This is a genomic window from Paenibacillus sp. PsM32, from assembly GCF_030433815.1.
Taxonomy (GTDB): Bacteria; Bacillota; Bacilli; order Paenibacillales; family Paenibacillaceae; genus Saccharibacillus; species Saccharibacillus kyungheensis.
Window position 1 is genome coordinate 1 of the sequence record NZ_JARUWY010000054.1, and the last position, 250, is coordinate 250.

A 250-nucleotide genomic window follows, 5' to 3' on the forward strand; every position below is an offset into this window, starting at 1 on the left:
GTAGCAACAGAGCGTGCTAAACTGGGTGCTAAACAAAACCGTTTGGAATACACTTCAAACAACTTGGGTACAACAACTGAGAACTTAACAGCTGCTGAATCAAACATCCGTGATACAGACATGGCTTCTGAAATGGTTAAATTAACGAAAAACAATATCTTGGTACAAGCAGCGCAATCAATGCTTTCTCAAGCTAACTCTGCACCACAAGGTGTATTGTCATTGCTTCGTTAATTTTAAAAGTTGCATA

At 38.8% G+C, this 250-nt stretch carries 1 protein-coding gene; it reads left to right on the top strand.

The window, feature by feature from the left end; all coding sequences use genetic code 11:
- On the top strand, positions 1–234 hold a 234-nt coding region (locus QCD85_RS23710; protein WP_301264086.1), incomplete at its 5' end, for a flagellin.
- Positions 235–250: the final 16 nt, after the last annotated feature.